Source organism: Cognatundibacterium luofuense, assembly GCF_018139685.1.
Taxonomy (GTDB): Bacteria; Pseudomonadota; Gammaproteobacteria; order Burkholderiales; family Burkholderiaceae_D; genus Undibacterium; species Undibacterium luofuense.
In genome coordinates this window covers 216,102-242,148 of the sequence record NZ_JAGSPN010000005.1, presented here as the reverse complement: position 1 = coordinate 242,148, position 26,047 = coordinate 216,102, and the positions used below count along the sequence as shown (strand labels likewise).

Genomic DNA, 26,047 nt, shown 5'->3' with positions numbered 1-26,047 from the left:
GTTAATGAGTTGAAAGACGTCAGAGTAAACAAGGTTTGCTGGCCTGCGTTGATCGCAGACCAGTCAGGGCAGAGCAGGAAAACTGGGCGTTTCTGCATGCGGTTGACCTTATCCCTTCAGGGTTTGCTCCAGCACGTGCAGTTCATGATTGCACTCGGGATTTTTTGCCCGGTCAGCGGCAATCTTGCGCACAGCATGCAGCACGGTCGTGTGGTCGCGGCCACCGAACAGTTCACCGATTTCCGGCAAACTCTTCTGCGTGAGTTCTTTGGCCAGATACATGGCGATCTGGCGCGGACGGGCGATATTGGCCGGACGCTTTTTGGAATACATATCGGCGACTTTGATATTGAAAAAGTCAGCCACAGTTTTCTGAATGTTTTCCACAGAAATCTGACGGTTTTGCACAGACAGCAAATCCTTCAGCGCTTCTTTCACAACATCAATCGTGATGTCTTTATTGTGGAAGCGGGAATACGCCAGAATTTTGCGCAGCGCGCCTTCCAGTTCGCGCACATTGGAGCGCAAATGTTTGGCAACGAAGAACGCCACGTCATCGGTCAGTTTCACGCCTTCGGAATGCGCTTTTTTCAGCAGAATCGCGACGCGCATTTCCAGTTCCGGCGGTTCGATGGCGACGGTTAAGCCGGAATCGAAACGTGAAATCAGGCGGTCATCCATGCCGGTGATTTCTTTCGGATAGGTATCGCTGGTGATGATGATTTGTTTCTTCGCAGCGATCAGTGCTTCAAACGCATAAAAGAATTCTTCCTGTGTGCGGCTTTTGCCACCGAAGAACTGAATATCATCAATCAGCAACAGATCGAGCGAATGGTAGTAACGTTTGAATTCGTCAAAGCCTTTGCGCTGATACGCGGTGACTACGTCACGCACATATTGTTCTGCATGGATGTAGCGGATTTTTGCAGCCGGATTATCGACCAGAATCTGATTACCAATTGCGTGAATCAAGTGCGTTTTACCCAGACCAACGCCGCCGTACAAAAACAGCGGGTTGTAGGAAATGCCCGGATTATTCGCGACCTGAATCGCAGCAGCGCGCGCCAGCTGATTGGCCTTACCGGTGACCAGACTTTCAAAGGTCAGGTCAGGATTAATTTTGCTTTGTTCACGGCGTGCGGTGGCCATTTCCACGACCGGATCCGGCGCAGGTGCCGGCGCAACCGGCATTGCGTGCAGACCGCCGCTCAGTGGTGTGTGTTCAGGTTCGCCTGCAGGACGCGCCGGTGCCAGCGGTTTTTTACCGGCACGCGGGTCAAGCACAAACTGTACTTCGACATCTTCATCCCAGTACTGGTTGGCCAGCTCTGTGATGCGGCTTGCAAATTGCGCTTTCACCCAGTCCAGTTTGAAGCGGTTCGGCGCTGCGATACGCAGCTTGCCGGCTTCATAATCCAGCGGCACCAGAGGTTTAATCCAGGCGCTGTACTGCTGAGGCGGAAGCTCTTGCTCTAATTGTGACGAACAGGCTTGCCAGAAATTTTCCATGAATCACTCGTATGAAATGCAAATGCGCGGTGCCGGTTTTGCCTGCAGTGCAGAAGACAGAGACACGTTTAGCGGCTGCTGCGCAAATTTTGCGTCAGGCCGCAGTGTATAAATCAGAAGTCTTCCACAGCACGTCAGGCGGAAATTTTCCGGTGCTTGCCTGCGCCGCAGGGGCGTCAGAGGCAGTTTCAGCAGAAAATTGTCAGTAAGACATAAAACGGTGCCGCGCTAATCCTCTATTTTAACCCTGCTTTGCAAAGTTATCCACAGCCTTCGACGGAATTTTCTAGTTTGCAGCGCATCACGTGCAACAACACAGGGCGGATCAGGGGCTGATTAAATTTTGTGCGTGTTATGCGCTAAATGATTGACAGCAAATGCAAAAATGGTGTCTAATTCAGGGTTCCCTACCCTCAATCATCTGTTGTTATCTTTCGCAAGCGTCAGAAAGCAACAGGAAAGCGGTTCCGGGGTGCATCAAAATAAAGGCGCAGGCCAGACGTTATAGCTCGAGCCAAAGTCGTATGTACGGCAGCCTTTATCCGTAATTCCGATTTTTAATTTGCTCAAATAGCGAGACCAACATGAAACGTACTTACCAACCTTCCGTCGTTCGCCGCAAGCGCACTCACGGTTTCCGCGCACGTATGGCAACCCGCGGTGGCCGCGCTGTTCTGAACGCTCGTCGCGCCAAAGGCCGTAAACGCCTGGCAGTGTAATTGTCACTGGTCTGCGGCAGCTCTGGCTGAATACGCATGATCAAACAATTGGCTGACTCAGTGCAGGCAGAAGCCGGCGGTGCAGATTTTGCACGCGTACGCCGCATCGTTAAAACGGATGAGTTTTCATCCGTTTTTCGTTTGCGGCCCGTGTATAAAACACCGCATTTCGTGCTGTATGCCCGCAGTAATTCGCTGCCGAATGCCCGTCTGGGCGTGGTTGCTGCGAAACGATTCGCACCCCGTGCCGTAACCCGCAACACTATCAAGCGGGTAACGCGCGAGGTGTTTCGTCACGCCTGTCTGAATAATATGGATTGCATCGTGCGCCTGTCGCGCCCGGTCAATACCAAAGACGGTCCGGCCCGCACGGCAGCCTTAAAACGCTTGCTGCGCAGCGAACTGCTGCATTTGTTCAGTGCGCCGGCCTGCCGCAAACCGGACCCGAAATGAAAACCCTGCTCCTGCTGCTGTTGCGCTTTTATCGCTATGCGATCAGCCCGCTGCTGGGGCAGAACTGCCGTTTTTACCCGAGTTGCTCGGCTTACGCGATGGAAGCCATACAGGTGCACGGCGCTGCCCGTGGCAGTCTGCTGGCGGGTAAACGTGTCTGCCGCTGCCATCCGTGGAGCGACGGCGGTGTCGATCCTGTGCCGCCAGCCCGTGAAAAAAGCACAAGTGCCCCCATATCGGAATCTTGTGCGTGCGGGCAGCCACCTGCTGACCGGCAAAATCATTCTTCTTCACCCCTTTCCTGACATTCAATATGGATATCAAACGTACCGTACTGTGGGTTATCTTTACGATGTCATTGTTCATGCTCTGGGATAACTGGGCCCGTTACAATGGCAAACCATCGATGTTTTCTCCGGCACCGCAGACCAGTTTCGCACCGGCCAGTGCCAGCGCTTCTGCGCAGGCTGTGGCAGCGAATGGCGCTGCAGCCGCTGCTGCTCCGGGTGCTGCTGCGCCTGCCGCGCAGCGTGAGCTGATCACCATTACCACCGATGTGTTTAAAGCGCAGATCGATACACTGGGCGGTGAAGTTAACCATCTGGAATTGCTGCAGTTTAAAGACCATCCTCAGCCCAAACATTTCTGGGATCCGTTCCTGGAAGTCATCGGCGCTAAAGAAAAAGCCAAAGACGTGAAAAACATCGTGCTGTTTGACGATGGTAAAAAACGTACTTATCTGGCGCAATCCGGTCTGGCGAATGAATTGTGGCCTAACCATAAATCGGTATTTACTGCGAAACCGGGTCCGCGCGAGCTGGCTGGTGGCGATACCGTACAACTGGTACTGGAAGCAGAACAAAACGGCGTGAAACTGAGCAAAACTTTCACGTTCAAAAAAGGCAGCTATGCGATTGATGTACGTCACGCAGTGACCAACCAGACTGCAGCACCGGTAACACCGTCGCTGTATCTGCAACTGGTGCATGACGGCACTAAACCGGAAGGCGCATCCTTCATGGGTGGCCCGGGTGAATTCTATGCACCGGCGATTTATTCCGATGCAGAAAAATTCCAGAAACTGGACTTTGAAAAAATCCATAAAGCAGAAAAAGAAAGCGCTGGCAGCAGCAATAACAACCACGTGAAATCCGCCGAGCAAGGCTGGGTTGCCGTGATTCAGCATTTCTTTGTGTCGGCTTTCATTCCGCAGGACAAAGGTCAGCGCGAATTCCGTACTGCGCAGGTACGTGATAACGTGTATTCCGTCAGCACCATCGTGCCGCTGGGCGCAATTGCTGCCGGTGCAACCAAAGAATCGAATGCCACGCTGTATGCCGGTCCGCAAACCACTTCCGTTCTGGAAAAAATTGCACCGGGTCTGGAACTGGTGAAAGACTACGGCGTTCTGGCGATTATCTGTAAGCCGATGTTCTGGCTGATGGATGTATTGCACAGTGCGATCGGTAACTGGGGCTGGACGATTGTGGCATTTACCGTGCTGATTAAACTGGCACTGTTCCCACTGTCGGCTGCCGGTTTCCGCAGCATGGCAAAAATGAAAGTCATGACGCCGAAAATGCAGGATCTGCGTGAACGTTATAAAAACGATCCGCAGCGTCTGAATCAGGCCATGATGGAATTGTACAAAACCGAAAAAATCAATCCTTTCGGTGGCTGTCTGCCTATCCTGATCCAGATGCCGATTTTCCTGGCACTGTACTGGGTACTGCAGGCCAGCGTCGAAATGCGCGGCGCGCCGTGGATAGGCTGGATTACCGATCTGACTTCGCCTGATCCGCTGTTCATTCTGCCGGTGATTTACGCGATTTCCATGTACATCACCACCAAACTGAACCCTGCACCGGCTGATCCTGTACAGGCAAAAATGATGATGATGATGCCGCTGGTATTTTCTGTGATGTTCTTCTTCTTCCCGTCCGGTCTGGTACTGTACTGGGTCGTGAATAACATCCTGTCGATTGGCCAGCAATGGGTGATCAACAATAAACTGATCCCGGCTGAACACCGCACCAAATAAGCCCTGTATCAGCTTCACAAAAAGCCCGTTGCGACGGGCTTTTTTGTTGAGCAGGGTTTCCGCTGTCTGCGCGTTGTTGCATGTATGTCACAATGCTGCTTTTGATCCCGCTGCTTCTGGCAGCAACGACTAGAATTTCTTCATGATCTACGATCCTGTTCCCATAGTTGCGATTGCCACCGCGCCCGGACGCGGCGGTATCGGTGTTGTCCGGATTTCGGGCAAAGATTTATCCGGTGTGCGCCGCGCCTTGTTTGGCGAGGCAGAACTGCGTGCGCGGCATGCGCACTATCTGCCGTTCACGCAGGCCGACGGCTCGGTGATTGATCAGGGCATCGTCCTGTATTTTCAGGGGCCGCATTCTTATACCGGCGAAGATGTGATCGAACTGCAGGGCCACGGCGGCCCGGTCGTCATGCAAATGCTGCTGACGCGCTGTCTGGAAGCCGGCAAAGAATCCGGTCTGCGTCTGGCGGAACCCGGCGAATTTACGCAGCGCGCCTTTATGAATGACAAGCTGGATCTGGCGCAGGCCGAAGCCGTGGCAGATCTGATTGAAGCATCGACTGAAGCGGCGGCCAAATCGGCATCGCAATCGCTGTCAGGCGCCTTTTCCAGAGTGATTCACGAGCTGGTCGAGCGCGTGATTAACCTGCGTATGCTGGTCGAAGCAACGCTGGATTTTCCGGAAGAGGAAATTGATTTTCTGGAAAAATCGAATGCACGCGGTCAGTTGTCCGGTATCCGCAGCGCACTCGAAAAAGTGTTTGAACAGGCATCACAGGGCGCGATGCTGCGTTCCGGTCTGAATGTAGTGTTAGCCGGTCAGCCTAACGTGGGTAAATCTTCATTGCTGAATGCACTGGCAGGCAATGATGTCGCGATTGTCACGCCGATTGCCGGCACCACGCGCGACAAAATCACGGAAACTATCCATCTGGAAGGTATTCCGCTGAATATCATCGATACCGCCGGTATCCGCCACGATGCGGATGAAGACCATGAACCCGGTGGTCTGGTGAATATGATTGATATGGTGGAGCGTATCGGTATCGAGCGTACCTGGGCCGAAGTCGATAAAGCCGATGTGATTCTGCATTTGCTGGATGCCAGCCGTGGCCCGACCCGTGCCGATGAAAATATTGTGGAACGTTTCCCGCAGGGCGTTCCGGTGATTCGTGTCTGGAACAAAATTGATTTGTCCGGTCACCATGCCAGCATCGATATCATGAGCGATGCAACACACATCTATTTATCGGCACAGGAACATGCCGGTATGGATTTGCTGCGCAAGGAATTGCTGCGTATCGCCGGCTGGGAACAAACCGGTGAATCTCTGTATATGGCGCGCGAACGGCATCTGATTGCGCTGAAACATGCGCGTGAACATCTGATGCAGGCGGCGGAATATGCAGCACAGGATGATCAGTCACTGGATTTGCTGGCAGAAGAATTACGTCTGACTCAGGACAGACTGAGCAGCATTACCGGCGAATTCACGCCGGATGATTTGCTCGGTGTGATTTTCTCGCGTTTCTGTATCGGAAAATAAGCGTCAGTACGCGCCGCTGTTCAGAATTGCTGCATGCTGGCAGCGGTGGCTTGCTGTTTCTGATCCGGCGGCAATCTCCGCCAGCTCCGGAATCCCTTTCAGTACCGAATCATTGAAGCGGCGCTGTAACGCCATGTTTTCTCCTCGTTTGTTTCAGGTGCTTGCCAAGATAATAAGCAAACCGCATTGCAATGCAGGGATTTGCATATTCCGCGCGGGCACACAGCGCAATACGCAGCCTGCTTATGTTAATGTGACCCGTATGACTATTTAAACTCTGCATCATGTGTCAATTACTAGGAATGAATTGCAATACGCCGACGGATATTGTCTTCAGCTTTACCGGCTTTGCGACCCGTGGCGGGCTGACCGATGAGCATAAAGACGGCTGGGGCATTGCGTTTTTTGAAGGGCGCGGGGCGCGGCTGTTTGTTGACCATCTGCCCGCCGTCAGTTCGCCGGTGGCAGAACTGATCAAGCGCTATCCGATTAAATCGGAAAACGTGATTGCGCATATCCGTAAAGCGACGCAGGGTGAAGTCAATCTGGAAAACTGTCATCCGTTCGTGCGTGAATGCTGGGGGCAATACTGGGTGTTTGCGCATAACGGTGATCTGAAAGAATTTAATCCGGTGCTGAACGGTCAGTTTTTGCCAGTCGGCAGCACCGACAGCGAACGCGCGTTTTGTTATCTGTTGCAAAGCATGCGTGCCGAGTTCGGTGATCAGCCGCCGACGACAGGGCAGGTCGCACGTTTTCTGCAGGAAAAATGCCGCGACATTGCGGCGCACGGTACCTTCAATATGATGTTATCGAACGGTGAAGCGCTGTTCACGCATTGTTCGACCAAGCTGCATTACGTGGTGCGCCAGCATCCGTTTCCGGTCGCGAATTTATCCGATCAGGAATTACGGGTCGATTTTTCTGAAGTCACCACGCCCAGCGATAAAGTTGCGGTGATCGTGACTGAGCCGTTGACCACGAATGAATGCTGGACGCAGTTTGGCAGCGGGGAATTTAAAGTATTTGTCAAAGGAGATGTACTGATGCCGGAGCAGTGGCAATGAGCAACCGTTTAATGGATCAGCTCGATACCAATTTGCTGCGGGTGTTGTACACCCTGCTGACCGAACGCAGCGTGACGCGCACTGCCTTAAAGCTGGGGCAATCGCAACCGGCGATCAGCAATATGCTCAAGCGTCTGCGCGAGATTACCGGCGATGCGATTCTGGTACGTGGCCGCAATGGTATGACGCCGACCGATCGCGGTCAGGAATTGCTGCAACTGGCGCAGCAGGCGCTGAAGCTGATGGAAAGCATCGCCAGTCCGGCGCCGGATTTTGTCCCGGCGCATACGCAGCGCGTGTTTCATCTCGGTGCGCCGGATTATTTATCGGTGCAGCTGTTGCCGCTGGTGATCGGCAAAATCCGTGAAGTGGCGCCGCAGGCAGGGCTGGTGATTCATGCGCTGAACGCCGGCTTCGATTACGCAGCGGCGCTGGAAAACGGTGAACTCGACTGTGTGATCGGTAACTGGCCGGATTTGCCACCGCATCTGCATATCGCGCAATTGTTTGAAGATGAAGTGGTGTGCATGGTGAACCGCAATCATCCGGTGGTCAGCAAAGGTTTGTCTCTGAAATATTATCTTGAGATGGCGCATCTGGCACCGACACCTTACATGGCGGGACATCGCAGCATCATCGACAGCACGCTGGCGGAAATGGGTCATAAGCGTCGCATTCAGATGACGCTGCCGTATTTCGGTATGGTGCCGTATGTGCTGGCCAAAACCGACTTGCTGTTCACCACCAGCCGCAGCTTTGCGCAGCAATGCGCCAAAGACTGGCCGATTGCGGTGTTGCCTGCGCCGGTGGAAATCCCGAAAATGCGCTTCTTCATGCTGTGGCATGAACGTGTCCATGCGGCGCAGGAAGTGCAATGGCTGCGCCGTGTGATTGCGGAAGCGGCTGGCGAAGTGTTCAGCTGATTCTTCAGCGCTTCTTTCTTCCTGTATTTCTTTAAATACGTTTCCTTGCATCCTGCACTGTTGTTGCAGGATGTTTTCCCCTGTCTGCAAAGCAATCACGGCACTGACGCCAGCCTCGGCGCTGTTCGGACCTGTCCGTAACGGGTGAAAAGCACCTGAAACTGCCTGAAAATGCCCCAAATGCGGAGTCCTGCATAGCGATCCGGCGGTCGTCGGCAGAAAGTCCGGCTCTCCGGAATTGCCTGATGCGGAGTTCTGCACAATTGCTACGGTTTTTCAGGTTAGAATGATAAAAAAACGCTGCAGTCCGGTGTGTCCGGAATGCAGCGTTTTGACTTCGCTCTGGCAGCGACAAAGAAAGGGATTAACCCGGTACTTTGCCGTCCACGCCTTCTACGTAGAACTTGATTGCGTGCAGGAATTTGTCATCCGCGACGACATCTTTGCCCAGCACTTCCTTACCGGTATTGTCTTTCAGCGGACCTTTCCAGATCGGACGGCTGCCGTCGATCACGCCCTGACGACGCTCTTCCAGCAGTTTTTTCACATCTTCCGGCAGCGTCGCATTGTAGTGTTTCAGATCGATCATGCCTTCTTTCAGACCCCACCAGGTGCTGCCGGTCTGCCATTTGTTCTCCAGCACGGCGGCAACACGTTTGCCGTAGTACACATTCCAGTCGATGCTGGACGCGGCAACGTGGGCTTTCGGGCCGAATTTGCTCATATCGCTGTCCCAGCCGAAGGCCAGTACGCCTTTTTCTTCCGCAGTCTGCACCACAGCAGCCGAGTCAGTGTTTTGCATCAGCACATCCACGCCCTGACCGATCAGGGTGGTTGCTGCTTCGCGTTCTTTACCCGGATCAAACCATTTGTTGACCCAGACCACGCGGGTCGTCGCATTCGGATTCACAGAGCGTGCGCCCAGTGTGAAAGCGTTGATGTTACGCAGCACTTCAGGAATCGGTACGGAAGCAACCACGCCCAGTTTGCCGGACTGGCTCATTTTGCCAGCAGCCACACCGGCCAGATATGCACCTTCATAGGTACGCACATCGTATTGCGCCAGATTGTCTGCGGTTTTGAAACCGGTCGCGTGTTCGAATTTCACATCCGGAAAATCTTTCGCAACTTTCAGCATTGCTTCCATGTAACCGAAGGTGGTGCCGAAAATCAGTTTATTACCCTGACCTGCCAGATCGCGGAAGACGCGCTCTGCATCGGCAGCGCTTTCCGGTACGCTTTCCACGAAGGTAGTTTTCACTTTATCGCCGAATTGCGCTTCGACTTGTTTGCGGGCTGCATCATGCGCGTAAGTCCAGCCGGCATCGCCAACCGGGCCAACGTAGACGAAAGCCACTTTCAGGGCTTCCGGTGTGGCCGCAGAAACAGGAACGGAAGGTGCGCTGGCAGCTTCTTCTTTTTTACCGCAGGCAGCCAGACCCAGTACCGCGAACGATACGGCTGCCAGCAGAGATTTGCGACGGGACATCATCATCTGTATTCTCCAGTGAATTGTGATTAACTAAATATTAAAATAAGAAAATTTAAGGGCGGAACGGTTTGCCCAGCGAAGCGGGCATATTCAGCCGTATCCAGTCCGGATTGCGCGAAATCAGTACCAGTACCAGCACCGTTGCCGCATAAGGCAGCATCGATAAAATCTGCGAAGGCACGGCAATGCCGACTGCCTGAAAATGGAATTGCAGAATCGTGACGCTGCCGAACAGTAATGCACCCAGCAAAACCCGTGCCGGACGCCATGTGGAAAACGTGGTCAGTGCCAGCGCAATCCAGCCACGACCGGCCACCAGACCCTCGACCCACATTGGCGTGTAAATCATGGCCAGATACGCACCGGCCAGACCACACAGCGCACCGCTGAACAATAGTGCAAAGAAACGGATACGCAAGACCGGATAGCCGAGCGCGTGCGCAGATTCCGGCGATTCACCAACCGCACGCAGAATCAGACCGGCGCGGCTGCGGTATAAAAACCAGACCAGCGCCGCGCAGATCAGCAGGCTCAGATATACCATCCAGTGATGATCAAACAGCGCCTTGCCTATCCACGGTAAATCACGCAAACCCGGAATGCCGTGTGCCGTGGCAGGCAGCGACATGCCGACATATTTTTGTCCGGCAAATGCCGATAAACCGCCGCCGGCAATCGATAAAGCCAGACCGGTGGCAACCTGATTGGTCGCCAGTACCAGCGCAAAAAAAGCAAACAGAGCCGCCATCACCATGCCCGCCGCTGCACCGGCTGCAAAGCCCAGCGTCATGCTGTGGGTTTCATACGTTGTGGCGAAACCGGCAATCGCTGCGACCAGCATCATGCCCTCCGCACCCAGATTCAGCACGCCGGCGCGTTCGTTAATCAGCAGACCCAGCGCTGCAATCAGCAGCGGTGTGCCTGAGTTGATGGAAGCAGCCATCAGAGCAGCCAGATTTTCCATATTATTTCTTCCAGCGTAAGCGATAGTGAATCAGGGTGTCACAGGCCAGCAGCATGAATAACAGCATGCCCTGAAACAGGCCGGTGATTGCCGATGGCAGACCCAGACGCGATTGTGCCATTTCACCACCCAGATAAAACAAAGACAGTACCAGCCCGCCCAGCAGCGTGCCGAACGGACTCAGACGACCGATAAAGGCCACGATAATTGCGGCGAAGCCATAGCCCGGCGAGATCGACGGTAATACTTGCCCGATTGGTCCCGCGACTTCAAATGCACCGGCCAGACCGGCAAAGCCACCGGAAATCAGTAAAGACATCCACAAAGCGCGGCGGCTGGAAAAACCGGCGTAACGTGCTGCCAGCGGCGCCAGACCGCCGACGGTCAGGCGGTAACCGGCAAAGCTGCGGAACAGGAATACGCTCATCGCACCGCAAGCCAGCAGCATGACAATGAAGCCCAGATGCAGACGGCTGCCGCTGAACAGATGCGGCAATAAGTATTCTGAAGAAAATACTTTAGATTGCGGGAAGTTCATGCCGTTCGGATCTTTCAGCGGGCCATTCACCGCATACATCAGCAGCAATTGCGCGATGTAGGTCAGCATCAGCGACACCAGAATTTCGTTGGCATGGTATTTGTCACGCAGCCATGCTGTGATGCCAGCCCATGCAGCACCACCGGCAATACCGGTCAGACTAGCCAGCGTCAGCACCATCAGCGGCGAATACAGCGTGCCCTGATCAAGCAACAGAATCACGCTGCCTGCGCTTAAGCCGCCGCAAATCAGCTGGCCTTCAGCGCCGATATTCCAGACATTGGCGCGGTAACAGACGGACAGCCCGAGCGCACACAAGACCAGTGGCGTGGTTTTCAGTAACAGCTCCGATACCGAACGCCAGTTGCGCAGCGGTTCCACGACGAAAACTTCCAGACCGGTGAGCGGATTTTTACCGAGCAGCGCGAATAACAAAGCGCCGCCCAGCAGCGTCAGCAATACCGCCAGCACCGGCGAGGTGTAAGCCATCAGGCGGGACGAGCCGGAACGCGGTTCCAGTTTAAACATGCTGTCCTCCGTTCTGCGCCTGATCCTGCTGCCACAAACCACTCATCCACAATCCTATCTGTTCACGTGTGACATCCGCCGTGCTGACCGGTGGCGACATACGCCCCTTGGCAATCACATACAAACGGTCACACAGGGTAAATAACTCATCCAGTTCTTCGGAAATCACCAGCACCGCGCAACCCTGATCGCGTAACTGACGGATTTCTTCATGAATCTGCGCAGCTGCGCCGACATCCACTCCCCAGGTTGGCTGTGCCACCACCAGCACTTTTGGCTGGCGCGTGATTTCGCGGCCCAGAATAAATTTCTGCAAATTACCGCCGGATAAACTGCGGGCCAGTGCCTGCGGACCCGGCGCTTTGACTTTGAAGCGCTGCAGAATCGCGCTGGCAGCGGCCACTGTTGCGGCCGCGCGGATTAAGCCGCGCTGTACAAACGGCGGCTGATGATGTGACAGCAGCATATTGTCGGTCAGCGACATTTCCGGCACGGCGCCGCGTCCCAGACGTTCTTCCGGTACGAAACTCTGCCCCAGCGCACGACGCGCATCCGGGCCGCGCTGGCCAACGTTCTGACCGCATAACTGCAGCATTTCTGCGGCGGCACGCCGGTCTTCACCGGACAGCGCTGCCAGCAATTCCTGCTGACCATTACCGGACACACCGGCAATCCCGACAATTTCACCGCTGCGCACTTGCAGCGATACTTGTTCCAGCGAGGTGCCGAATGCGTGCGAGCGTGGCAGGCTGAGTGCCTTTACCGCCAGCCGCACTTCACCCGGTGCCGCAGTTGCAGGGCGCGCCTGCGGCAGGGTTTCTGCGCCGGTCATTAAGCGTGACAGACTGGCAGCAGTTTCCTGACGCGGATCGCAATGGCCGGTGACTTTGCCGGCACGCATCACAGTGGCGGAATGGCAGAGTTCGCGGATTTCATCCAGCTTATGGCTGATGTATAAAATGCTGCAGCCTTCTGCCGCAATCTGGCGCAGCGTCACAAACAGTTTTTGCACGGCCTGAGGTGTCAGCACCGAAGTTGGTTCATCCAGAATCAGCAATTGCGGTTTGGTCAGCAGGGCGCGCACGATTTCCACGCGCTGACGTTCACCGACCGATAAGGTATGCACATGGCGTTCCGGTTCCAGTTCCAGCCCGTAGGTCGCACCGGTTTCACGGATTTGCCGCGCCAGCTCCTGCAGGTCGGTATCGCCATGCAGACCCAGCGCGATGTTCTCGGTGACGGTCAGCGTGTCGAACAGGGAAAAGTGCTGGAACACCATGGCTACGCCGAGCTGGCGTGCCATTTGCGGCGAACTGATACGCACTTCTTCACCATTCCAGCGCATCTGACCGGCATCCGGTTTGACCGCGCCGAAGATGATTTTCATCAGTGTGGATTTGCCCGCACCGTTTTCGCCCAGTACCGCATGGATTTCGCCGGGCGCAACAGTCAGGCTGACGTGATCATTCGCAATCACGGCAGGATAGGATTTACAAATGCCGGCGAGTTCCAGTCGCGGCGGTACAGCGTGTGGTGTCACTTTATCCTTTCAGGCGGGAGCCAGGCACAGCATGCCTGCACGATGCAATCCGGCGTTACCGGACGAAAAGCGTCAGCATCTCCGGCAAGCGGAGGTGACGCTTTGTGCTTCATCATGAAACGGGTATGTTGAATATTTGTCCGGCATTATAAACGACCGAACAGTCAGTTCACAAAACCAGAATCGCCCGAAAATCGTTCACATTGGTACGGGTCGGGCCGGTTGTGATCAAAGCGTTCACACTCTGAAAAAAATGATAAGCATCATTGTTATCAAGCATGACACGCGCGGACAGTCCGGCGTCAGCGGCTTGTGCCAGCGTATCCGGACCGCAAACCGCACCGGCATTGTCTTCTGAACCATCGATGCCATCGGTATCGCAAGCCAGCGCCCAGATGCGCGGATTGCCCTGAACGGTGTGTGCAAAGCTCAGCAAAAATTCTGCATTGCGTCCGCCACGGCCATTGCCGCGTACCGTGACCGTGGTTTCGCCGCCGGACAATATCAGGCAGGGCGCAGTGAATGGTTGCCCTTTACGGGCGACTTCAAGTGCCAGTGCGCCATGCATCTTGCCAATGTCACGCGCTTCGCCTTCAATGCCATCCGACAGGATATGCGCCGGAATACCGGCAGCTTTTGCAAATGCTGCAGCTGCCTCCAGCGCCATTGCGGCCGTGGCAACGATGCGGGTCTGATGTCCGGCGAAACGGACATCATCCGGCCACGGGGTTTCACCGCGACCGGATTCCAGGTGTTCCCGCACATGCGGCGCTACGGTGATTGCATATTTACCGAGTATCGCCAGCGCATCCGCGCAGCTGGTGGCATCGGGTAAGGTCGGGCCGCTGGCGATGATGTCGGGATCATCACCGGGCACATCCGAGATCAGCAGCGTGACCACCTTTGCCGGTGCGCAGGCCAGCGCCAGTCGTCCGCCTTTGATCGCGGATAAATGTTTGCGTACGCAATTCATTTCATGAATGGTGGCACCGCTGCGCAGCAATGCGCGGTTGATCTGCTGTTTATCCTGCAACTGTATGCCCGGCGCAGGCAGCGCCAGTAATGCAGAACCGCCGCCGGAAATCAGACACAGCACCAGATCATCGGCGCTCAGACCGCTGACGGCGGACAGAATGTCCTGCGCCGCTTGTTCGCCGGCCGCATCCGGCACCGGATGCGCAGCTTCCACCACCCGTATGCGCTCGCATGCTGCACCGTGCCCGTAGCGGGTGACAACCACGCCGCTGAGTTCTCCCTGCCAGTGCTGCTCCACCACTTGCGCCATCGCCGCTGCGGCTTTTCCGGCGCCGATCACCACAGTGCGTCCTGCCGGTGGTGCAGGTAAGGCAGCAGGCAGGCAGCGTGCAGCGCTGACGCTGTCGACCGCGTGCTGAAATAAAGACTGTAAAAACACGGCAGGCTGTTGAATTGACATGATCGCAGTTCAGGTAAGATGTGGACTTTTCTACGCATGAGCGGCGCAGTGCGCTGCAAACATCATAATCGAAATGCAATACGACTTTGGTGAAGTAAATTCAGCAATGCAAAAGTATGTCGACCGCCAGATTATTGCCGGCGTATCGACTGCTGTCCTGCATGGTCAGGAACTGGTACATCTGCATTGCAATGGCTGGGCAGACCGTGAACATCAGATCGCGCTGCGCGATGATCATTTGTTCCGTATTTATTCGAATACCAAACTGATTACCTCGATGGCAGTGATGCAGCTGATTGAACAAGGCAAGCTGGCGCTGGATGATCCGGCCGATTACTGGCTGCCGCAATTGCGCAATCGCCGTGTACTGCGCCCCGGTGCGACCTCGCTGGATGATACAGAACCTGCGCAGTCTGCCATTACGGTACGCCAGTTACTGAACCATACGTCCGGCCTTAGCTACGGTTTGCTGGACCACGGTAGTCTGCTGTACAAGGCGTATAACGAAGTCCGTATTCTGAATGCGTTTACCACGCTGGAAGATATGATGAATTTGCTCCAGCCTTTGCCGCTGAGTTTTCATCCGGGACAATCCTGGCAGTATTCGATTGCGACCGACGTGTTAGCGCGGCTGGTGGAAGTGGTCAGCGGCAAACGCTTTGATCAGTATCTTCAGCTGAATATTTTTAATCCGCTCGGGATGGATGACACCGGATTTTTTGTGCCGGAAGCCAAACACGACCGGCTGGCGGCGTATTACGGCGGCAGCGATCCGCAGAATATTCTGCAGCGCGGTTTGCGCAGACTGGATAAGTCACCGTATCCGGGCGCATTCTTGCAGCCGGTAGCGCGTTTGTCCGGTGGTGGCGGACTTGTTTCCAGCATGCACGACATGCTGGCGCTGATGCGCAGTTTTTTATCCGGCGGTGAAACTGTGCTGAAACCGGAAAGCATTACACTGATGATGCAGAATCATTTACCAGCCGGGCAGGGCATCAGTTTCCCCGGTGTCGGTGATGTACCGAACAAAGGTTTCGGTCTCGGTGGTGCGGTGACTTTGTATCCGACCGAAAGTGATCCGCCGGGTTCGCGGGATGAATTTGAATGGGGTGGTATCGCCGGTACGCACTGGTGGATTTCGCCGCGCCACAATCTGGCCGGTGTGCTGATGACACAGCGGCTGATGAGTTTCTGGCATCCGTTTTCATTTGATTTTAAACGCCTCGCTTATCGCGGCGCAGGCATACAGCGCTGAGGCGCTGACCGGGAGAGAAAATGCAAAAAAATATGATGATCAGCGCAGTGACGCTGGCACTGGCCGGATGTGCCACCACCGGCACTCAGCCGACTGCACCGCAGGGATTACAGTCTGCATTTGTCTTGCTCGGTGAAAACGGCGTGCCGGTGGCGCGCGCCATCACCACAGATGCAGTGTGTCCCGCGCTGGAGGTGGATGGCCGCTCGCTCGCGATGCAAGTGCGCATGCCTGCGGAAACGATTGCGCAGCGGAAAACGGCCAGCAAACCTGAAGATTCCAAACCTTCTGCATTTCCTGTGCTGACCTGTGATGCGACACTGCCGGTGGGCGCGCGCAGTGCAACTCTGGCAGGGCGCACATTACCGTTACCGGAACCGGAAATCAAAAAGATTGTGGTGATCGGCGATACCGGATGCCGCATGAAAACGGCCGATAACTACTTCCAGTCCTGTAACGACAGCGAGAAATGGGCGTTCCGCGAAATGGTGGAATCGGCGGCTGCACAAAAACCGGATCTGGTTCTGCATGTCGGTGATTACCACTACCGCGAAAATGCCTGCCCGGACGGCAATAAAGAATGTGGCGGCAGTCCGTGGGGTTATGGCTGGGATACCTGGAAAGCGGACTTCTTTGACCCTGCCACAGCGTTGCTGAAAGCGGCGCCGTGGGTAATGGTGCGTGGTAACCATGAAACCTGTGTGCGTGCCGGTCAGGGCTGGTGGCGCTTTATGGACCCGCGTGCAGTGCAGGGCGGACGTGATTGCAATCAGGAACAAAACGATACGCTGGGTGATTACAGCGATCCGTATGCAGTGCCGCTGGGATTGCCGGGTGCTATGCAGACGCAACTGATTATTTTTGATTCTTCTAAGGTCGGCTACAAAGCATTGCCTGCGCAGGACCCGGTTTTCCGCCGTTATACCGGTCAGTTACAGCATGCCACTGCCTTATCCACCCGCGCACCGTGGAATTTCTTTGTACAGCATCATCCTCTGCTGGGATTTGCGGTTGAACGCAGTAAGAGTGGCGATCTGACTGTGTTTCCGGGCATCGTGCCTTTGCAGGATGGATTGAAAACCCTGCATCAGGACAAATTATTCCCGGCGCAGGTGCAAACCACGATTGCCGGTCATGTGCATTTGTTTCAGGCAGTGACTTACAAAACCGGTCAGGCAGCGCAATTCATTTCCGGTAACGGCGGTTCTTCGCTGGATGTTCCGCTGACGGCGGCGGCAATTCAGGGAAAAACGCCGATGCCGGGCGCTGAAGTGGATTTTTTCAGCAATTCAAATGAGGTTGGTTACATGGTGCTGGAACGTCAGAGTGATTTCTGGCTGGCGACGGCATGGACGCGCAAAGGACAGGTGCTGACACGCTGTGAAATCCGTCGTGATGTCACACGCTGTACCGCTTCTTAATTCAGTTTCACCGTCGTTTCAAAAAACGGAGCCGCGTGCTCCGTTTTTTATTGAGACGAAATCCGCATAGCCTTTTGTGCATCCTGCGCAACGCTTTCCATTGTTTTGAGTAAACACTCTGGAATTCATGTTCTCCCTGACATAACTTGAAAGAATCAGTTTCCTCCCTGCGGAAACCGTGATTCCTGCGCCTCAGATACCACTGGATGCCGGTGGCAAAGGGATTCGGCAGCGCAACAGCATTTGTAGAATTTTGTTTCCTGAAGGAATTTATGCTTTAAGGAAACTTTCCCGCAATTAAAATGGTAATACTTTAAAAGGAGATACCATGAAATTAAAACCAGTTGTTGTTGTTCTTGGTCTGGCGATCTCTGCGATGGCTTCCGCGCAGGAAAGCAATTTTACGCTGACCGGTTTCGGTACCGCCGCAATGACACGCACGAATACCAGTGATGCAGAATTTGCGCGTCAGGCGCAGTTGAACGGTGCCCGCGATTCTTTCAATACAGGCGTTGATTCCAACCTCGGCCTGCAGGTTTCTTACAAAGCCAACGACTGGTTATCGTTCACCGGTCAGGGTCTGGTCAGCAAGCATATTACTGACGAATTCGGCGCAGAGCTGACATGGGCATTTGCGAAGATGAAAGCATCGGATAACCTGAGTGTGCGTGTTGGCCGCATGGGTATTCCGGTCTACATGATTTCTGATTATCAGAACGTGGGTTACTCCAGCACATTCATTCGTCCGCCGGTGGAAATGTACAGTCAGGTTCCGCTGACTTATGTCGAAGGTGCTGATGCGATTTATCAGATGGATCTGGGCGATGGCAGCCTGTCCGCGCAGTTCGCTTATGGCCGTACTGAAACCAAAGGTACGGGCAATTCCTACACCGCAAAATTCAAAGACCTGATGGGTTTGAATCTGGTGTACGACAATGGCCCGTTCACTGTGCGCTTCGGTCATATCCGCACCAAATTCTCGGTGGATGATTCGGCATCGCTGAATGCGGTGGTTGGTGGTCTGACTAAATTCGGTTTTCAGGATGCTGCGAATGCGCTGACGATCAAAGATACAAAAGCGTCATTTACATCGCTGGGACTGGGCGTGAACTGGAAAGGCTGGACTGGTCAGGCAGAATACGGTGTGCGCCGTTCTGATGCCCGCAGCCTGCCGGATACAACATCGTGGTACACACTGGTTGGTTATAAGTGGAGTAATTTCACACCGTATTACATGCATTCCGATATCAAACAGGATAGCGGCCGCACCATGGCAGGTTTACCAACCACTGGCCCGCTGGCAGCACTGGTGGCCGGTGCGAATGCGTATGCATCGAATGCACCTGTACAAAGCAGTAACAGCATTGGTCTGCGCTGGGACTTCCACAAAGCCGCTGCGCTGAAAGTTCAGTATGACCGTATTTCTCCGAAAGACGGAGCCGGTACGTTTGTCAATCCTAAACCGGGTTTTGCAGGGCCGGTCAATGTGTTGGCAGTCGGTATCGATTTTGTATTCTGAGGAGAAGCGTATGAAACGTGTAATTCAAACTATGTTGATGGCAGCTGGCTTACTGTCTGCCTCTGCTGCGGTGCAGGCTGCGGAAATTGTGATTATCGTGAATCCGGCGAATCCGGCAACAGCCATGACACCAACACAGGCATCGCAATTTTTCCTCGGAAAATCGCAGATGTTTGTACCGGTGGATTTGCCGGAAAGTTCACCGATCCGCGCTGAGTTTTACAAAAAAGTGTGCGATAAAGATCAGGCCGAGGTGAAAGCACTCTGGTCTAAGCTGGTTTTCACCGGTAAAGCTACTGCACCAAAAGAGTACAGTTCTGCGGCAGAGATTAAAAAAGCCGTTGCATCCACCCCGAATGCAATTGGTTATATCGACAAATCTGCGGTGGATTCCACTGTCAAAGTTATCACGACCCTTCACTGATCCTGCCTGAACAAATATGAGGGCGAAAGCCCTCATATTTAAACATCTGTTTCATTTCTGATCTGTTTTTTCCGGCGTGCAGTCCTATAGTGACTGTCAGGGGGAAGCTTGTATAAATTTTACCGAAATTCCTGACACCATCAGCCGAGGATAATATGAAATTTTTTATTGACATGAAGATATCTGCAAAACTCATTACGGGTTTTACCGTAGTGCTTTTGCTCACTTTGTTTGTCGGAATATTTTCCATCACGCAACTTTCTAAGGTCAATGAAGCTTCTGTCGAGTTAGGGACTAACTGGATGCCCAGTGTGAAAGCAGCGATGGGTATCAAAGAGCGGGTATCGCGTCTGCGTGCGCAGGAAGCGCAAATGGCGTTTGCGGATACGCCGGAAGATATTGAAAAATATGCAAAGCGCTCAAAAGAAGCGATAGATGGTCTGATTGAAAATCAGGCTGCTTATGAAAAACTGATTTCTTCTAATGAAGAGCGTCGTACGTTTGATGTGTATCGCAAAGAAGCCTTAGCTTATTTCGCGCTATCCGAAAAAATGACGGCGATGGCTAAAGCTGGTCAGAAAGATGAAGCTGTGCAACTGCTGCGTGGCGAATCTTCCAAACTGAATTCTTCGCTGCGCGATGTGGTCGATAAACTGGTCGATACCAATGCAGACGGTGGTAAAGCTGCGTATGAACAGGCAGCCAAACGTTATGAAACGGCGAAATGGCTGGTTTCCATTGCACTGATTGCCGCTGTGGCGATTGGATTCGGGCTGGCGTTTTTCATTGCGCGCATGGTTTCGCGTCCGCTGGAATACGCGGTCAAAGTGGCTGAAACGGTGGCAACCGGTGATCTGACCAGCCGGATTGAAGTTCACAGCCACGATGAAACCGGCATGCTGCTGGAAGCCCTGCGCAAAATGAATGAGAGTCTGGTGCGGATTGTCAGCGAAGTCCGTACCGGTACCAGTGAAATCCGCCATGCATCGAAAGAAATTGCAGACGGCAATATGGAATTGTCCAGCCGCACAGAAACCCAGGCCGGTTCACTCGAAGAAACCGCTTCTTCGATGGAAGAAATCACGTCCACTATTCAGCACAATGCCGATAATGCCCGCCAGGCTAACCAGCTCGCTAATTCCGCGTCCGAAGTGGCACAGCGCGGTGGCAATGTGGTATCTGAAGTGGTCAGCACGATGGGTTCGATTAATGAATCCTCCAAGAAAATTGTCGACATTATTTCAGTCATCGACGGCATCGCTTTCCAGACCAATATTCTGGCGCTGAATGCTGCCGTGGAAGCTGCCCGTGCCGGTGAGCAGGGCCGTGGTTTTGCGGTGGTGGCATCCGAAGTCCGAAGTCTGGCGCAGCGTTCTGCCAGCGCAGCGAAAGAGATTAAAGAACTGATTAATAACTCGGTTGATAAAGTTGAGCAGGGTTCGCGTCTGGTGGATCAGGCCGGTTCCACCATGAGTGAAGTGGTGGACAGCGTGAAGCGCGTCAGCGACATCATCAGCGAAATTACCGCAGCTGGCCTGGAACAAAGTGCCGGTATTTCACAGATCAATGATGCAGTCACCGAGATGGATACCCTGACGCAGCAGAATGCGGCGCTGGTGGAAGAAGCGGCTGCCGCTGCCGGCTCATTGCAGGAGCAGGCAGAGAAACTGAATGATCTGGTCAGCGTATTCCGTGTCAGTGCGAATGAAGTACCTGCGCAGGCAAGTTTCAGTGCGGACGTCGCAAAGCCGGTGACCAGACAGGCTGTCAAAGCACCGGTGAAAAAGCCCGTCGCTGCGGTACGTTCTCTGCCGAAAGCGCAGCCAGCCAGCCGTCCGGCACCGAAAGCGCAGGCGCCAAAAGGTAGTGATGAAGGTGACTGGGAAGAATTCTGATTCGGTTGACGGCAGCATGCGTGGCTGACGCATTGTCTGCCGGTCATCGCAGTGCCGCAGCAGACGGCGCTGTATTCAGGCGGGCAATCTCTGGTTGCCCGTTTTTTTTTGCCTGATGCGGTCACAGACAATGGCAGTTTTTCCTGCAGTTCAGCACTTGAGTAATTCGTCGTTTGATACCGGTACTGTGCAAATATCGTCATCAGGCAAAAACGAAGGCCCGGACTTTCTGCCGACGACCGCCAGGGTGCTGTGCTGAACACCGCATTTGAGGCATTTTCAGGCCAAAAACCGGCTCCACACAGCCGGCTTAATGGTTGCCGTACCGGACACGTAAAAAATCCCCGCGTCCGGTCAGGAGGCGGGGATGTTCTGGCTAAGCGCTTGCAGTGATCAGCGCAGGTCGCTCTGGCGCTCGATGATGCGGGAAATCAGACCGTATTCCAGCGCTTCTTCTGCAGTCATCCAGTAATCACGGTCGATATCGTTAGTGACTTTATCCAGCGACTGACCGGTTTGTGCCGCGATCAGTTTAGCAATGCGTTCACGCACTTTGACGATTTCACGTGCCTGAATCGCGATATCGCTGGCCTGGCCGCCGCAACCACCACTAGGCTGATGAATCAGGAAGCGGGTATTTGGCAGACAAACGCGTTTTTCTTTCGGTGCCGACAAAAATACCGTGACTGCCGCACTGCCAACCCAGCCGCTGCCGACCATATTCACTGGCAATTCGGTGAAGCGGATCATGTCATGAATCACATCACCGGATTCCACGTGGCCACCCGGCGAAGAGACCAGCACGGTGACCGGATCAGCCGATTCTGCTGCCAGCGCGATCAGGCGTTTGCTGATGTCAGCAGCCTGTTTGTCATTGATCGTGCCGAACACCAGCACAGTGCGCGACTGAAAAGCTTTTTCTTCGAGAAAATTGCTGCGGACAGCGTTATCGTCTTTTTGTTCGGACATAGTTGCATTCTGTAAATGGTTGAAAACTCAGCTTACCGGATTCCTGTGAAACACGGTAGCGTCCTGACCTTGCACTATTTTAAATAAGTTTCTGCCAGCCGTACCCAGTAACTTGCGCCGACCGGTATCAGATCGTCGTTAAAGTCATAACTCGGGTTGTGTAAATTGCAGGGGCCGAGGCCATGACCGGCATCGCGGTGGCTGCCATCGCCATTGCCGAGGAATACATAACACCCCGGCTTGTGCTGCAGCATGAACGCGAAATCTTCCGCACCCATGGTTGGCTCCACGTCCGCATCCACCATTGCATCACCGGCCAGTTCGCGCATTACGCCAACTGCAAATGCGGTTTCGGCTTCATGGTTAATCAGCGGCGGGTAATTCCGTTTAAAGCGGAAATCGACGCTGGCGCCGAACGCCGCTGCCGTGTGTTCGGCAATCGTACGCATGCGGGTTTCGATCAGATCCAGCATTTCATTGCTGTAGGTACGGACTGTGCCGCAGATGCTTGCATCGTCAGGCACGATATTGGTCGCGCTGCCGGCGTGGATTTGCGTGACCGACAACACCGCCGATTCATGCGGGCTGGCGTTGCGGCTGATGATGGTTTGCCAGCTCTGCACCATTTGCACGGCGGTCATCACCGGATCTGTACCACGATGCGGTTGTGCCGCGTGACAGCCTTTGCCACGTACCGTGACATAAAATTCATTCGATGATGCCATCATCGCGCCGCTGCGCACACCAAACTGTCCGGCAGCCAGCCCCGGCCAGTTGTGCAGGCCGAATACGGCTTCCATCGGATAATCGCGGAATAAACCATCTTCTATCATGGCCCGCGCACCGGCACCACCTTCTTCCGCAGGCTGAAAAATCAGATAGACCGTGCCATTGAAATGGCGGTGCTCCGATAAATAGCGCGCAGCAGCCAGCAGCATCGCCGTATGGCCGTCATGACCGCAGGCATGCATTTTCCCCGCATGCACCGACGCATGACTGAAGGTATTGGTTTCTTGCAGCGGCAGCGCATCCATATCGGCACGCAAGCCGATTGCACGCGGACTGTCACCGTTTTTCAGAATGCCGAGCACCCCGGTTTTGCCCAGACCGCGCACGACGGGAATGCCCCATGCGGTCAGCCGGTCAGCCACCAGGTCCGCAGTACGGACTTCTTCATAGCAAAGTTCAGGATGCGCATGGATATCGCGCCGTATCGCCTGAATTTCAGGCTGCAATTGCTGGATAGGTTCAATGAGTTTCATAGTGGAGAGTCTCCTGATTGCCCTCAGTTGAGTTTTAAGTATGCACGGGCAATATGAAAACCGGCCTGCCACAGTGCCGGTTCAGTGTTTTATAACGATACCAGATTCATGCGTTTCAGGCATGACGCTGTGCAAGAGTCGGCATGCAGGTATCGAAAACCGCTAAGTTATGTGCTTCATGAATGATTGATATAGGAAGAATAAAGCAGACTTATTTGATGCGCTGCAGTAAAGTTACACCTGTCTCCTCCAACACCTCCTAAGGTTTGGATTTAACCCGCAACCCCTTGGTTGTGGGTTTTTTTTTGCCGGTACGGTTTGCTTCAGTCTTTTGTTACAGCGTTTACCGTGCCGTTACGGTTATGCGGTTTACTAATGACCGATATGCGAAAAACTTCCTTGGGATTTATGTTGCACTGCGATATAGTGGCAACTGTCTCCTCCAACACCTACAAAGGTTTGGATTTAAGCCCGCGAATAGCGGGCTATTTTTTTGCCCGCCGATTTCCCTCTTCTTTTTTTTTCTCCGTATAGCCTGCTTCTTACGCATGGCAGTTACATCCGCATTGCTGATATTCAGGTTTCATATAGGGGATATTCCGAGAATAAAGCAGACAGCAATATTGCGGCGCAGTATAGTGTCAACAGTCTCCTCCAACACCTCCTAAGGTTTGGATTTAAAGCCCGCATATCAGCGGGCTTTTTTTTCGCCTGTACCAAACGGGAGGCTTAGTTATGCTTTGTCGATTCGGTATAAATCAATTGATAACGAATCTGTTGTAGTTTGGTGAAAAAGCGTGAAATGCTGCGATTTCCGGATGTGCGTTCGCAGCAAAATGCGTATCATCCCGCCCATTCCGGCTGTGCGCTTTTCTACCCGTCTGCACAGCCTGCCGGTTTTTTTTAAGCAGGAGTTTTTCATGAAAGCAGTAATGTTCAAATCCGGTATCGCAGCAGCGATGGCATTGTGCGCCACCGGCGCATTTGCTCAATCCAGCGTTACCGTTCAGGGTCTGGTCGATGTGTATGCCGGTTCGGTCAAATTCAGCGGCGACAACGGTTCGCGTGCTTCTGTCAACAGCGGCGGTATGACGACATCGTGGGTTGGCTTTAAAGGTTCCGAAGATCTGGGCGGCGGTCTGAAAGCAGAATTCGCGCTGACCAGCTTCCTGCAGGCAGATACCGGCACTTCCGGCCGCTTTTTCGGCGACACCATGTTTTCGCGCGATGCGAACGTCGCACTGAAAGGCGACTTCGGCCGTGTATCGCTGGGTCGCGATCTGGCACCGAGCTTTTTGCCAACTGTCATCTTCAATCCTTTCGGCGACTCGTTCAGTTTCTCCCCGCTGGTGTTGCATACCTGGGTACCAAACGGTGATTTCGGCAAACGCACCTGGCCTAACTTTCTCGCCGGTGATTCAGGCTGGAGTAATGAAATCATTTACACGACCCCTGACATGGGTGGTCTGACAGCGAATGTGCATTATCAGTTCGGTGAAAAAACCGGCGACACCGGTACGAAAAACATCGGTATCAATGCCTTGTATTTCAATGGTCCGCTGGCACTGAGCGGCTATTACCATCAGGTACAGGCGGGTAATCCGACACCGGGCGCACTGATTGATGCCACCGCAGCACCGGTCAATTTTGCTTCTGTCACGAATCAGAAAACCTGGTTTGCTGCGGGTAGTTATGACCTGAGCGTCGCAAAACTGTATGCGACTTACTCGCAAAGCAAAAACGATGCAGCAGCAAATACATCGATGAAAGACAAAACCTACAGCCTCGGTGCAAAAGTACCGGTGGCCGGTGGCGATATTCTGGCTGGCTTCGCGAATACCCGCCGCAGTGGTTCGCTGGTTGGTGCCGAACTGAAGCGCGATACCCTGACCATTGGTTACGACTATCGTTTGTCCAAACGTACCGACGTGTACGCGCTGATGATGAGTGACAAGCTGTCGAATGCGGAACGCGCCAGCAGTCTGGCTGCAGGGATGCGCCATCAGTTCTGATGTACTGATCTGCAGCGCGACAGAAAATGCCGGTGTCTGCCTATGCAAACACCGGCATTTTCTTTGGTGATTCACTGCCTTGTGACTATAGTGATAGTAGAACTCATTTCATAAATAGCCACGAGTGCGAACGCGAGGTGTCGGGAGGCAGTGCGCGGCGGCGTAGCAGGACAAATGGATTGCACCGCAATCCACCTGCGAAGCGACTTCCGCATATTTGCGGAAGGCTACACTCAGCAGCACAGGCTGGTGCCTGTGCAAGCAACGCAACAAAGCGATGCGCCCGGCACCTCCGTTCCCGGAGGATTTGTATCATAGCGCACGCTGGGCAGCGTTGGACTCGTTGTGAATAGCACAGCTATTCACTGCCTTGTCCCCTTGCAGGGCGCATGTGCGCTGGTAAGCGCACATCGTTACGCAGGCATGCAGCTTGGCTGCATGAATTCCCTGCAGCACCCTTGCCAGCCCGCGCTATGAGGCAAACGCATCTCGCGGGTATTTATGAAATGAGTTCTAGTGCTGGTAATCG

The 26,047-nt window shown here is 54.0% G+C and carries 22 protein-coding genes; 13 read left to right on the top strand and 9 right to left on the bottom strand.

Annotated elements, in window-relative coordinates; genetic code table 11:
- Positions 1 to 108: 108 nt before the first annotated feature.
- The gene (gene dnaA / locus KDM89_RS09230; RefSeq protein WP_189356550.1) at positions 109 to 1,509 is read right to left on the bottom strand and encodes a chromosomal replication initiator protein DnaA; all 1,401 of its coding nucleotides are present in this window, start codon (positions 1,507 to 1,509) and stop codon (positions 109 to 111) included.
- Positions 1,510 to 2,093: 584 nt separating this feature from the next.
- On the opposite strand from dnaA, the gene rpmH reads away from it, so the two are divergent.
- From rpmH to mnmE, 5 genes are all read left to right on the top strand, one after another.
- Positions 2,094 to 2,228 (top strand): 50S ribosomal protein L34, encoded by a 135-nt coding sequence (gene rpmH / locus KDM89_RS09225; protein ID WP_057289000.1) that lies wholly within the window; start codon positions 2,094 to 2,096, stop codon positions 2,226 to 2,228.
- A 36-nt stretch (positions 2,229 to 2,264) separates the two neighbouring features.
- Positions 2,265 to 2,681 (top strand): ribonuclease P protein component, encoded by a 417-nt coding sequence (gene rnpA / locus KDM89_RS09220; RefSeq protein WP_189356549.1) that lies wholly within the window; start codon positions 2,265 to 2,267, stop codon positions 2,679 to 2,681.
- A complete protein-coding gene (gene yidD, locus KDM89_RS09215; RefSeq protein ID WP_212687650.1) occupies positions 2,678 to 2,986 on the top strand; it encodes a membrane protein insertion efficiency factor YidD in 309 nt (102 codons plus the stop codon). The genes rnpA and yidD overlap by 4 nt, the downstream gene beginning before the upstream one ends.
- Positions 2,987 to 2,994: 8 nt before the next feature.
- Positions 2,995 to 4,722, top strand: coding sequence for a membrane protein insertase YidC (gene yidC, locus KDM89_RS09210; RefSeq protein ID WP_212687649.1), 1,728 nt, complete (start codon positions 2,995 to 2,997; stop codon positions 4,720 to 4,722).
- Positions 4,723 to 4,864: 142 nt separating this feature from the next.
- Entirely contained in the window at positions 4,865 to 6,274 is a 1,410-nt protein-coding gene (mnmE, locus tag KDM89_RS09205; protein ID WP_212687648.1) for a tRNA uridine-5-carboxymethylaminomethyl(34) synthesis GTPase MnmE, read from the top strand.
- Positions 6,275 to 6,277: 3 nt separating this feature from the next.
- Here mnmE and KDM89_RS22725 read toward each other — a convergent pair whose 3' ends face one another.
- Positions 6,278 to 6,409, bottom strand: a complete 132-nt coding sequence (locus KDM89_RS22725) for a hypothetical protein (protein ID WP_268977858.1) — start codon at positions 6,407 to 6,409, stop codon at positions 6,278 to 6,280.
- Between the two features lie 149 nt (positions 6,410 to 6,558).
- Here KDM89_RS22725 and KDM89_RS09200 point away from each other — a divergent pair, with 149 nt between their 5' ends.
- Positions 6,559 to 7,341 carry a class II glutamine amidotransferase gene (locus KDM89_RS09200; RefSeq protein WP_212687647.1) on the top strand — a complete coding sequence of 261 codons (783 nt, stop codon included), beginning with the start codon at positions 6,559 to 6,561 and terminating at the stop codon, positions 7,339 to 7,341.
- Complete coding sequence (locus KDM89_RS09195) at positions 7,338 to 8,264, top strand: LysR family transcriptional regulator (protein ID WP_212687646.1); 927 nt, start codon at positions 7,338 to 7,340, stop codon at positions 8,262 to 8,264. The genes KDM89_RS09200 and KDM89_RS09195 overlap by 4 nt, the downstream gene beginning before the upstream one ends.
- A gap of 364 nt (positions 8,265 to 8,628) precedes the next feature.
- Here KDM89_RS09195 and KDM89_RS09190 read toward each other — a convergent pair whose 3' ends face one another.
- The 5 genes from KDM89_RS09190 to KDM89_RS09170 form a co-directional block, all read right to left on the bottom strand.
- Positions 8,629 to 9,759: a BMP family ABC transporter substrate-binding protein gene (locus KDM89_RS09190; protein WP_212687645.1), complete on the bottom strand. Its 1,131-nt coding sequence runs from the start codon at positions 9,757 to 9,759 to the stop codon at positions 8,629 to 8,631.
- Between the two features lie 49 nt (positions 9,760 to 9,808).
- The gene (locus KDM89_RS09185) at positions 9,809 to 10,720 is read right to left on the bottom strand and encodes an ABC transporter permease (RefSeq protein WP_212687644.1); all 912 of its coding nucleotides are present in this window, start codon (positions 10,718 to 10,720) and stop codon (positions 9,809 to 9,811) included.
- A gap of 1 nt (position 10,721) precedes the next feature.
- On the bottom strand, positions 10,722 to 11,786 hold the full coding sequence (locus tag KDM89_RS09180; protein WP_212687643.1) for an ABC transporter permease: 1,065 nt from the start codon (positions 11,784 to 11,786) through the stop codon (positions 10,722 to 10,724).
- The gene (locus KDM89_RS09175) at positions 11,779 to 13,326 is read right to left on the bottom strand and encodes an ABC transporter ATP-binding protein (RefSeq protein WP_329604642.1); all 1,548 of its coding nucleotides are present in this window, start codon (positions 13,324 to 13,326) and stop codon (positions 11,779 to 11,781) included. The genes KDM89_RS09180 and KDM89_RS09175 overlap by 8 nt, the downstream gene beginning before the upstream one ends.
- Before the next feature lie 169 nt (positions 13,327 to 13,495).
- Complete coding sequence (locus KDM89_RS09170; RefSeq protein ID WP_212687642.1) at positions 13,496 to 14,761, bottom strand: glycerate kinase type-2 family protein; 1,266 nt, start codon at positions 14,759 to 14,761, stop codon at positions 13,496 to 13,498.
- Positions 14,762 to 14,834: 73 nt separating this feature from the next.
- Here KDM89_RS09170 and KDM89_RS09165 point away from each other — a divergent pair, with 73 nt between their 5' ends.
- From KDM89_RS09165 to KDM89_RS22865, 5 genes are all read left to right on the top strand, one after another.
- A complete protein-coding gene (locus tag KDM89_RS09165; protein WP_212687641.1) occupies positions 14,835 to 16,016 on the top strand; it encodes a serine hydrolase domain-containing protein in 1,182 nt (393 codons plus the stop codon).
- Between the two features lie 20 nt (positions 16,017 to 16,036).
- Positions 16,037 to 17,437: a metallophosphoesterase family protein gene (locus KDM89_RS09160; RefSeq protein ID WP_212687640.1), complete on the top strand. Its 1,401-nt coding sequence runs from the start codon at positions 16,037 to 16,039 to the stop codon at positions 17,435 to 17,437.
- A gap of 328 nt (positions 17,438 to 17,765) precedes the next feature.
- Positions 17,766 to 18,956 carry a porin gene (locus KDM89_RS09155; protein ID WP_212687639.1) on the top strand — a complete coding sequence of 397 codons (1,191 nt, stop codon included), beginning with the start codon at positions 17,766 to 17,768 and terminating at the stop codon, positions 18,954 to 18,956.
- Positions 18,957 to 18,966: 10 nt separating this feature from the next.
- Positions 18,967 to 19,380, top strand: coding sequence for a type 2 periplasmic-binding domain-containing protein (locus KDM89_RS09150; RefSeq protein ID WP_212687638.1), 414 nt, complete (start codon positions 18,967 to 18,969; stop codon positions 19,378 to 19,380).
- Positions 19,381 to 19,535: 155 nt separating this feature from the next.
- Complete coding sequence (locus KDM89_RS22865; RefSeq protein ID WP_212687637.1) at positions 19,536 to 21,275, top strand: methyl-accepting chemotaxis protein; 1,740 nt, start codon at positions 19,536 to 19,538, stop codon at positions 21,273 to 21,275.
- A gap of 393 nt (positions 21,276 to 21,668) precedes the next feature.
- Here KDM89_RS22865 and KDM89_RS09140 read toward each other — a convergent pair whose 3' ends face one another.
- The gene (locus KDM89_RS09140) at positions 21,669 to 22,244 is read right to left on the bottom strand and encodes an ATP-dependent Clp protease proteolytic subunit (protein WP_212687636.1); all 576 of its coding nucleotides are present in this window, start codon (positions 22,242 to 22,244) and stop codon (positions 21,669 to 21,671) included.
- 74 nt (positions 22,245 to 22,318) lie between these two features.
- Entirely contained in the window at positions 22,319 to 23,506 is a 1,188-nt protein-coding gene (locus KDM89_RS09135; RefSeq protein WP_212687635.1) for a M20 aminoacylase family protein, read from the bottom strand.
- Between the two features lie 920 nt (positions 23,507 to 24,426).
- On the opposite strand from KDM89_RS09135, the gene KDM89_RS09130 reads away from it, so the two are divergent.
- Complete coding sequence (locus tag KDM89_RS09130; protein ID WP_230427759.1) at positions 24,427 to 25,518, top strand: porin; 1,092 nt, start codon at positions 24,427 to 24,429, stop codon at positions 25,516 to 25,518.
- Positions 25,519 to 26,047: the final 529 nt, after the last annotated feature.